Source organism: Salinicola sp., assembly GCF_982684285.1.
In genome coordinates, this window is sequence record NZ_CEXLVS010000023.1 from 9,353 (window position 1) to 18,849 (window position 9,497).

Sequence of the window (9,497 nt, forward strand, 5' to 3'; positions counted from 1 at the left end):
GTCGGCGTGCAGGAACACGGCAGCCGCGACGGGGCCGGGATGGGGCGGCATCAACGCGTGCATGACCAGAAACGCCCCCGCGGCCGGCAGGCCATAGAGCAGCAGCGACGCCTTGAGCTCGCGGGCGACCGAATAGATCACCGGCAGCATCACCACGAAGGCCGCGTCGAGAAAGATCGGAAAACCGAACAGCAGGCAGGCGATCGACAGCCCGAGGGGCGCCCGCTTGCTGCCGAAGAAGCGAATCAGCGTATCGGCCAGTACGCGTGCGCCGCCCGATACCGCGACGAGACGGCCCAGCACGGCACCGAACCCGATCAGCAACGCCACGTTGCCGAGTGTCTTGCCGAAACCTCCCAACAGCGTCGGCAGCAGATCGCCGACCGAGATCCCGGTCGCCAGCGCGGTACCGATACTGACGATGACCAGCGCGAAGAACGGATGCAGGCGCACCCGAATGATCAAGATCAGCAGAATCGTGATGGCAGCAGCGGCGATCCCCATCAAACCCAAGGTGGGGAGACCGGCCGCCGCCTGTGTCGTGTCTTGCATGGCGGCCTCCTGACTCCTGCCACGGCTCCAGCCTGAAATGCTCGCCGTGGGGTGCCGCTACGTTAGCGCCAATTTCCGATAACCAAGAAATGTCAATTTACCGCACTAGCAATATGTCTTTGGTTATCGATAGACACGCCTGGAGCACGGCGCCCCGGCTTCGTCATACAAGGCGGCTCAGGCGACCCGACCAAAGTTGCAGTTTTCGTTCGACGCCCGTCAGCCACCGGCGCGCCGGGTCTGCTTCCAGCGGTCGAACATGACCGCCAACAGCAGGATCGCCCCGCGTACCAGGTACTGGTAGAACGTGGGCACGTTGAGCAGCCCCATCGCGTTCTGTACACAGCCCATGATCAGGACACCGACCAGCACGCCGGTGATCGAGGCGACGCCACCGGAGAGAGAGACGCCGCCCAGCACGCAGGCCGAGATGACGGCCAGTTCCAGCCCCTGCGACGTATTGGGGTCGCCCAGACCCATCCGCGAGGTGAGCAGGACCCCGGCGATACCCGCCACCAGGCCCTGGAGTGCGAATACCATGATCTTCAGGCGGCGCACGTTGACCCCGGCGAGGCTGGCCGCTTCCGAATTGCCCCCGGTTGCCAGCGTGTTGCGGCCGAACGCCGTCATGTTCAGAACGACACCGAAAACCAGGAAGCAGCCGATCATGGTCCACACCGGTAGCGTCAGCCCCAGGAACGACGCACTGCCGAGATCGAAGAATCCCGGCACGGTGATCATCACCGCGTCGCCCCCGGAGGTGATGTAGGCCAGACCCCGCACGAATTCCATCGCGGCCAGCGTGGCGATCAGCGAGTTGATGCCGAAGCGGGCGACCACGAAGCCGTTGAACGCCCCGACGGCGGCGCCCGCCGCGATCCCCACCAGCACGCCGATCGCCACGCTGCCGCTGGTGGATGTCACCATCGCCGCCACCACGCCGGAAAAGGCGACGATGGAGGCGACGGAGAGGTCCACCTCTCCCAACGCCAGCACCATCATCATGGTGGTGGCAATGGTGCCGATCAGCGTCACCGACAGCAGCAGGCCGACGATGTTGCGTCCGGTCAGGAAGTCCGGCACCAGCACCGAGAGGCCGATGAACAGCAGGATGAAAACGGCGATCAGTCCCGAAGTGTCCAGCAGCGTGCGTAGCGGTTTGGGAAGTCCCCTGCGCCCCTCGACGGGCACCGTCGACTGGATGGCAGCTTTGTCGTTCATGTTGTCGAATCCTCTTGCGATTCAGGGCTCTCGTGGAAATCCGTGGCCAGTCTCAGGCCGGCAGCGCCAGGCCCAGCAGCCTCTCGGGCGTCGCATCTTCACGCGGGACGATGTCGATGAGTTCACCGTCGCGCATCACCCCGATGCGATCGCAGATGGAGCTGACCTCCGCCAGGTCGCTGGAGATGACCAGTACGCCCTTGCCCCGCTCGGCAAGGTCGTAGAGCAGCGAGTAGATATCCCGGCGCGCGCCGACATCGATCCCGCGGGTCGGCTCGTCCATCACGAACAGGTCGATCTCCTCCGCCAGCCAGCGCGCCAGAATCACCTTCTGCTGGTTGCCGCCGGAGAGGTTGGCGATGGGGGTCTTGGGCCCCGGCGTCTTGATACGCAGCTGCCGGATATAGTCCTGGGTGTTGCGGGTCTCGCGCGCCGGGTCGCGAAAGCCTCCCCAGCGCTTGAAGAAGCGACGGCAACTGATATTGAGATTGTCGGACACGCTGGCCACGGGAAAGATACCCTGGGACTTGCGGTCCTCCGGACACATCGCGATACCGGCGCGGATCGCCTGCTGGGCCGAGCCGAACCGGCGGCTGGTGCCATCGAACGAAACCTGGCCGGCCGAGGCGCGCTCGACCCCGCAGACCAGCCGCATCAACTCGCTGCGACCGGCGCCGACCAGCCCGAACAGTCCCAGCACCTCGCCGCGATGCACCTCCAGACTGACCGGGGCCCTGACGCCCCGACCCTCTATTCCCTCGAGGCGCATCAGCACATCGCCGCGCTCCCGCGGCCGGTAGCCGTAGACGTCCTCGATCTCGCGCCCCACCATCTCGCTGACCAAAGTGTCGTGATCGAGCCCTTCGAGGGTGTCGTGGGTGCGGATGTGGCGGCCATCGCGGAACACGGTGACCGCATCGCACATCTCGAACACCTCCTCCATGCGATGGGTCACGTAGAGCACCACGCGCCCCTCGTCGCGGAGCCGCGAGACGATCCGCTTGAGGTGCCGGATCTCCTGGACCGAGAGCGAGCTGGTCGGCTCGTCGAAGGCGATGATGCGGGCGTCGCGCAGCAGCGCCCTGCCGATCTCGATCATCTGCTGCTGGCCGATCGAGAGATCCCGCACCTTGGTCGAGGGGTGGATATCCCCCTCGCCCAGCTCCTCCAGGATCGTCATCGCCCGCTCCCGCAGCCGGCGCCGGTCGAGAAAGCCGTGCTTGACCGGCAGTTGCCCCAGCAGCAGGTTCTCCGCCACCGAAAGATTGGGCGACAGCGTCAGCTCCTGGTAGATGATCGAGACACCATGGCGCAACGCTTCCCGCGCATTGGCGAAAACGATCGGTTCGCCTCCGATCCAAAGCTGTCCGGCGGTGACCCGGTTGACGCCGCTCAACACCTTAAGCAGCGTCGACTTGCCGGCTCCGTTCTCGCCCATCAGGGCATGGACTTCCCCCCCGCGCGCCGTGAAGCTGACACCATCCAGCGCGCGGACCCCGGGAAACTCGACGGTGATGCCATCGATGCGAAGATAAGCTTCCGCCATTCCAGCCTCCTCAGCGGTAGGGAGTGCGGTTTCGCGAGCGGACCTTACAGGCCCAGGTCTTCGCGAACCTGCTGCCAGTTGTCACGCGTCATCAGCGTGCCCGTGGTCTCGGTATTGGCCGGCGGCTCCTTGTCTTCGGTGATCCAGGTATAGAGATTGTCGGCGCTCTGGCGACCGTGCATGGTCGAGCTGACGGCAATCGTGCCGTAGAAGCCGGTCGGCTTCTCGCGGGAGAACTCCGCGAACGCCGCGCCGGAGCCGTTGATGCCGACACCGATCACCTGATCAGGCGACAACCCGTACTGCTCGCTGGCCCTGACGCCACCCAGCACGCTCTCCTCGTTGAGCGCGAAGATCACCCAGTGCTCGAAGCGACCATTCTTGGACAGCACCGGCGACGCCGCCGCGAAGGCGCTGCTGGTGTCGGTGTTCTGCTGCGGCGCGTCGAAGATGTTGCCCTCGACGAAGCCGGCGTCCAGCAGCGCGTCGGTGGCGCCGTCGGTGCGTTCCTTGGCGGTGGGCAACTCGTTGTTGCTGATGCGCAAGGCTGCCACGCTCTGCGGGTCCCAGCCCCGCGCCTTCATCTCCTTGGCGATGGTCTCGCCGACCTGTCGGCCGATCTTGTAGCCAGACATGCCCAGGTGCGGCACGGAGGCCATGGGTTTGCCATCCGCGCCGAGGAACTGGTCGTCGACGGTCACCACCTTCATGCCGTACTGCTTGGCGCGATTGGCGATCGCCGGCCCGAGTCGCACGTCCGGCGGGCAGATCACGAAGCCCTGCGCGCCCTGGGAATTCAGGTTGTCGATGGCACTGAGTACCTGCTGGCCATCTTCACCGGCCAGCCGCACCACCTCGAACCCCTTCTGTTCGCCCAGTGCACTGGCGGCATCCTGTTCATTGATGAACCACGCCTGCTCGGGCTTCTTGACGATGAACCCGATCTTGACGTCGTCCTGGGCATGGAGCGGCGCGGAGGCGACCCCCACGCCGGTCACGCCGAGTACGAATAGTGACGATTTCAGAAAGCGAATCATTGGCGGCCTCCAGCCCTTCAAGGGCCATCGAGTTTGTTATTGGATGACGTTTGCCACGTCACGGCTGTCGTGACATTAAGCGGTTGTTCGATAACCGGCTAATAACGATCCAGCGGCAAAGCGATATATGATTTGCTATCAGCAAACCGGGAGTACAACGCGCAGGCGGGGCGAACGCCAGCGGACTGGCCTGTCGGGCCGACTAAAGTCGTTTTACGACTTTGGTTAAAACAGCTGTTTCAAACCGCCAGAGCCGCCGCGATGGCGACTCTGGCGGAATCCGCAGGCTCTCGCTGCCGGCGTTCGCCGGGCGGGGTTCAGTCGGCGTGGGGCAGGTCTTCCGACGCTGTCGTCGAGAAGCGATAGACGGTCTGCGAGTGATAGGTCTCGTCGGGCTTCAGGATCGTCGAGGGGAAGTTCGGCTGGTTGGGAGAGTCGGGGAAATGCTGCGTCTCCAATGCCAGGCCGGAACGGTGGGTGTAGGGACGTCCGCTCTTGCCGGTGAGGCTTCCATCGAGGAAATTGCCCGAGTAGAACTGGAGTCCGGGCTCGGTGGTGGCCACTTCGAGCACCCTACCGCTGCGGGGTTCGATGACCCTGGCCGCCAGTGTCGGCAGATCGCCCTGGCCGTGGGTCTTGCTCAGCACGAAGTTGTGATCGTAACCCTTGGCGTAGGCCAGTTGGGTATTCTTCTGGCCCATGCGTGCGCCAATTAGGGTCGGCTGGCGAAAATCGAATGGCGTGCCGCTGACGTCGGCGATCTCGCCGGTGGGGATCAGGGTTTCATCGATGGGCGTGTAGGCGCTGGCATTGATCATCAACTCGTGATCCAGCACGCTGGCGCTCCCCTCGCCCTTCAGGTTGAAATAGCTGTGCTGGGTCAGGTTGACCGGCGTGGCACGGGTCGTCCTGGCGCGGTAGTCGATGGCCAGCTCATTGTCATCGGTCAGCGTATAGCTGACCCGCGTCGAGAGCCGGCCGGGAAATCCCTGCTCGCCATCCGGACTGGTGTAGGTCAGCACCAGTCCTCGCCCCTCGGCGGAGGAGAAAGGCTCGACGTGCCACAGCCGTTGGTTGAACCCGACATCGCCGCCATGCAGCGTGTTCGGTCCATCGTTGGTCGGCAGGTGGTAGGTTTCCCCGTCGAGCGTGAAGCGACCGTTGGCGATCCGGTTGCCGTAGCGCCCGATCAAGGCACCAAAGTAGGGGTTGGCCTGACGATAGGTCTCGGAGAGATAATCGCCGATCGAGTCGAAGCCCAGCACGATGTCATCCAGCCGTCCGGTTCGGTCGGGTGTCTTCAGCGACACGATGATGCCGCCGTAGTTGATGACCCGCATCTCGATGCCGTTGTCGTTGGTGATGCGATAGCAGTCGACCTCGCGGCCATCCGCAAGCCGGCCGAACGAGGAGCGCTCGATTCCCGGCGGCATGGCCGATGACGAGGTGGCGGACATCGTCTGTGCCTGAGCTTGAAGACAGGCCGGGCCGATCATCACGCCCAACAGGCCGATGCCGAGACATCGAGGAAGAGAAAAGAGATGGCGAGTCATAGCGAACTCCTGTTTTTCGTTTGAGCTTCACGTTCCGATTGTCGTTCCTGACGTTCCGGCCGACTCCTCTCCGCCGACACGATCGTTTAAACCCTAGACCGGGCGCCCCGATCTGACTATGCGAGAACAGCGCAACATGCCTTATAAAAACGTCGAATCCATGAGCGGGATGGTCGCATGAAGTCTCACTCCACCGAGCTGCTGCCGCCGGACTGGTTCCTGCGCGTCAGGCTCAAGTTTCGTCATCTCCAGCTGTTCGTCGCCCTCGACGACTGCCGCAACCTTCATCGTGCCGCCGAACGGCTGGGCATGAGTCAGCCCGCGGCTTCCAAGCTGCTGGGGGACCTCGAGCACCTGCTCGGCGTCTCGCTTTTCGACCGGCATTCGCGGGGGGTGACGCCCAACTGGTACGGGGAGAGCCTGATTCGCCATGCCCGCGGCATGTTGACTTCGCTGACCCAGGCCAGCGAGGAGATCAACGCGCTCAACGACGGCAACGCCGGGACGGTCTCCATCGGCACGGTCCTCGCGCCGGCCGTGACGCTGCTGGCCAGCGCGGTGGAACGCGTACACCGCGACAGCCCTCACCTGGAGGTCAACATCGATGTCGACGTCAGCCGCAACCTGGTGCCGCGGTTGCGCGATGGCGAATTCGACTTCGCCATCGCCCGGATCCCCAGCGGAATGCCGGCCGGCGATTTCGTGTTCGAGGAGATCGGGGAGGAGGCGCTGTGCTTCGTGTGCCGGGCGGATCATCCGCTCACCGCCCGGGAGAGCTTCGACCTGACGCCGATGCTGGACTACCCGTGGGTGCTCCAGCCCCCGGGGGCGCTGATGCGTCAGCGCGTCGAGCACCTATTCCTGCACCACAAGGTCGCTCCCCCCCAGCGCATCATCAATACGCCGGACATCTACATGGCGCTCGCCATGGTCGACAAGTCGGATTCGGTCACGGTGACGACCCGGGAGGTCGCCGATCTGCTGTGCACGCAGCCCCGCTTTGCGATCCTGCCGTCGACGGATGCCATCAGCGTGCAACCCTTCGGCCTGATCAGTCTGCGCGAACGACGCATGTCACCCGGTGCCGCGAAACTGATGAGCACGCTTCATCAGTTGATCCGCGAGCGCAAGGCAGCCGATGGCGGCGGCCAGGCCAGGGCGCCGGCCCATTACAGGGACGTGACGCTGTGAGCGGCGCTCGAGCCCGCCTCCCCTTCCGCCAGCCGCCGTTGCCAGCGCAGCGCCACGGTTCGGGCCCGCGAAAGATCCCTGCAGTAGGTCAGCGTCCCGTCTCTGCGAATGCCTGCACGTCGGAGCTTGACGATGATGCGCGCCGGCAGGCCGACCAGAATGAGGGCAACCTGCTGGCGCTTCATCGCCTCGATCAAAGCCTGGAATGCCACGATGGCGGTGCCATCCATGCTCGGCACGCCCCCCATGTCGATGATGACGATGCGTACCTTGGGATCGACGCGATGCAACGAGGTCAGCGCCTTCTCGGCAACCCCGAAGAACAGCGGGCCATCGATGTCGTAGACCGCGACCTCTGGCGGCAGGCCAAGGGTCGCGGGATGGCTCTCGACATCGACACGATCGGTGCGCGTCAGCAGCGCCATGCGCCGAATGAACAGCGCCGCCGACAGCCCGATGCCGACAGCCACCGCCAGCACCATGTCGAAGAGCACGGTCAGCGCGAAACAGACGACCAGGATGGCGACATCGCCGGGAGGCGATGAGCGCAGCACCCGCAGGACGTGCCGGGCCTCGCTCATGTTCCAGGCGATGACGAACAGCAGCGCGGCCAGGGATGCCATCGGCACCAGCCCGAGCAGCCCCGCCAGTGCCATGACCGCGAGCAGGACCACGCCGGCGTGCACCAGCGCGGCGATCGGGGAGCGGGCACCGCTACGAATGTTGGTGGCCGTTCTCGCGATGGCGGCCGTGGCCGTGATCCCGCCGAACAGCGGCGCCACGATATTGCCCATCCCCTGCCCGATCAGCTCGGCATTGGGATCGTGCTTGCTGCGGGTCAGCCCGTCCGCCACCACCGCGCAGAGCAGCGACTCGATCGCACCGAGCATGGCGATCGCGAGCGCCGGCCCGAGCAGTGCGCGGATCAGGTCGAAGCTCATGTCGAGGGGTTCGCCGCCGGGCCCCGACAGCAGCCAGGGAAGCGCGAACGAAGGCGCGATGGGCGGGATCCCGGTTCCGCTCGTCCCGTTCGCTTCCCAGCTGAAACGCGATGCTATCGTCTCGACGTGGGCGCCCGCCCAGTGATTGGCGCAATAGGCCGCCAGCGCGCCGACGACGAGACCGATCAACGGCGCAGGAACGGGAATCCCGGCGCGTGGCCACAGCAGCATGACCGCCAGGGTAAAGATGCCGATGCCTGTCTCCAGCGGGTCGAGACTCGGTAGCGAGAGGGCGATTCGGCTCACGTTGTCGAGGAAATGTTCGCCCAGCCCGGCGACGGAGAGTCCCAGAAAGTCCGGAATCTGCAACGCCGCGATCACCACCGCGATGCCCGCCGTGAAGCCCAGTACCACGGGATAGGGGACGAATTCGATCAGCCGCCCCAGGCGGAATATGCCCAAGATCACCAGCATGACGCCCGCCATCATCGAGGCGATCAGCAAGCCGCCCAGGCCATGCTGCTGAACGATGGGAAACAGAATGGCCACGAAGGCGGCGGTGGGTCCGGAGACGCTGAAACGGGCGCCCCCGGTCAGTGCAATGACGGCACCGGCGACGATTGCCGTGTAGAGCCCGTGCTGAGGAGGCACGCCGGTGGCGATCGCCAGCGCCATGGACAGCGGCACGGCCACCGTGCCGACGGTGAGCCCCGCCATCACGTCCTTGCGAAGGTCGGCGATGCCGTAGCCTTCACGCCAGACCGCACGCATGGCGGTGGCGATTCCGGGCGGGTCCAGCGCAAAACGACGACGAGCCATAAGGGATCCTTGAGTCGAATTCCCGCTACCGGGGCCCGATATCGGTGTCAACAGCGTGCGTTACAGGACGACGACCGACCGGCTCGGCTCACCACTCCAGCGCCTGTTTGACGAAGGGAATGGTCAGCTTGCGCTTGGCGGACAGCGAAGCGCGATCGAGCCTCGAAAGGATCTCGAACAGCGGATCCAGCTGGCGCGGCCCGCGATGGAGGATATACCGTCCCACTTCCGCCGGCAGTTCCATCCCGCGAACCCGGGCCCGGAGCTGGAGAGCGGCCAGCCGCTGAGCGTCGTCCAGCGGCTGGACATGGAATACCATCCCCCAGCTCAGGCGGGAGGCCAGGTCCGGCAGCTTGACCTCGAGTTGACGCGGCGACCGGTCGGCAGCGATCACCAGCCGTTTGCCGGCATCGCGCAAGCGGTTGAAGCCGTGGAACAGCGCCTCCTCCCAGCGCTTGCGCCCCACCACCAGTTGCAGGTCATCGATGGCCAGCAGGTCGAGACGCTCCGTCTCTTCGAGAATGTCGGGCGGGAAGTGCCCCAATGTATCCAGCGGGAGATAGAGCGCGCGCTTGCCCTGGGCATCCGCCTGGTGGCAAGCCGCCTGCAGCAGGTGGCTGCAACCCACGCCCTCGCC

At 65.1% G+C, this 9,497-nt stretch carries 8 protein-coding genes; 1 reads left to right on the plus strand and 7 read right to left on the minus strand.

The features are described 5' to 3' along the window. The 5 genes from AC3AYF_RS03640 to AC3AYF_RS03660 form a co-directional block, all read right to left on the minus strand. Positions 1-552: GntP family permease (locus AC3AYF_RS03640; protein WP_487779405.1), on the minus strand; the 552-nt coding region annotated here is incomplete at its 3' end. Positions 553-771: 219 nt separating this feature from the next. After that, positions 772-1,773, minus strand: coding sequence for an L-arabinose ABC transporter permease AraH (gene araH, locus AC3AYF_RS03645; RefSeq protein ID WP_295037221.1), 1,002 nt, complete (start codon positions 1,771-1,773; stop codon positions 772-774). A 52-nt stretch (positions 1,774-1,825) separates the two neighbouring features. Next, positions 1,826-3,319: an L-arabinose ABC transporter ATP-binding protein AraG gene (araG, locus tag AC3AYF_RS03650; protein WP_295037223.1), complete on the minus strand. Its 1,494-nt coding sequence runs from the start codon at positions 3,317-3,319 to the stop codon at positions 1,826-1,828. A 44-nt stretch (positions 3,320-3,363) separates the two neighbouring features. Then, positions 3,364-4,356: an arabinose ABC transporter substrate-binding protein gene (locus AC3AYF_RS03655; protein WP_295037225.1), complete on the minus strand. Its 993-nt coding sequence runs from the start codon at positions 4,354-4,356 to the stop codon at positions 3,364-3,366. A gap of 317 nt (positions 4,357-4,673) precedes the next feature. Next, positions 4,674-5,909 (minus strand): aldose epimerase family protein, encoded by a 1,236-nt coding sequence (locus tag AC3AYF_RS03660; RefSeq protein WP_295037227.1) that lies wholly within the window; start codon positions 5,907-5,909, stop codon positions 4,674-4,676. 177 nt (positions 5,910-6,086) lie between these two features. Here AC3AYF_RS03660 and AC3AYF_RS03665 point away from each other — a divergent pair, with 177 nt between their 5' ends. Further along, positions 6,087-7,100, plus strand: a complete 1,014-nt coding sequence (locus tag AC3AYF_RS03665; RefSeq protein WP_295037228.1) for a LysR substrate-binding domain-containing protein — start codon at positions 6,087-6,089, stop codon at positions 7,098-7,100. On the opposite strand, the gene dauA is transcribed toward AC3AYF_RS03665, so the two are convergent. Next, a complete protein-coding gene (gene dauA / locus AC3AYF_RS03670) occupies positions 7,079-8,860 on the minus strand; it encodes a C4-dicarboxylic acid transporter DauA (RefSeq protein ID WP_295037229.1) in 1,782 nt (593 codons plus the stop codon). The two genes, AC3AYF_RS03665 and dauA, sit on opposite strands and share 22 nt — an antisense overlap. Positions 8,861-8,948: 88 nt before the next feature. Beyond that, the coding region (gene hda / locus AC3AYF_RS03675) for a DnaA regulatory inactivator Hda (protein ID WP_487779406.1) at positions 8,949-9,497 on the minus strand (549 nt) is incomplete at its 5' end.

Excerpts from the sequence above, each read along its gene's own strand:
- araH (WP_295037221.1), bottom strand. The coding sequence starts at position 1,773 with ATGAACGACAAAGCTGCCATCCAGTCGACGGTGCCCGTCGAGGGGCGC.
- araG (WP_295037223.1), bottom strand. The coding sequence starts at position 3,319 with ATGGCGGAAGCTTATCTTCGCATCGATGGCATCACCGTCGAGTTTCCC.
- AC3AYF_RS03655 (WP_295037225.1), bottom strand. The coding sequence starts at position 4,356 with ATGATTCGCTTTCTGAAATCGTCACTATTCGTACTCGGCGTGACCGGC.
- AC3AYF_RS03660 (WP_295037227.1), bottom strand. The coding sequence starts at position 5,909 with ATGACTCGCCATCTCTTTTCTCTTCCTCGATGTCTCGGCATCGGCCTG.
- AC3AYF_RS03665 (WP_295037228.1), top strand. The coding sequence starts at position 6,087 with ATGAAGTCTCACTCCACCGAGCTGCTGCCGCCGGACTGGTTCCTGCGC.
- dauA (WP_295037229.1), bottom strand. The coding sequence starts at position 8,860 with ATGGCTCGTCGTCGTTTTGCGCTGGACCCGCCCGGAATCGCCACCGCC.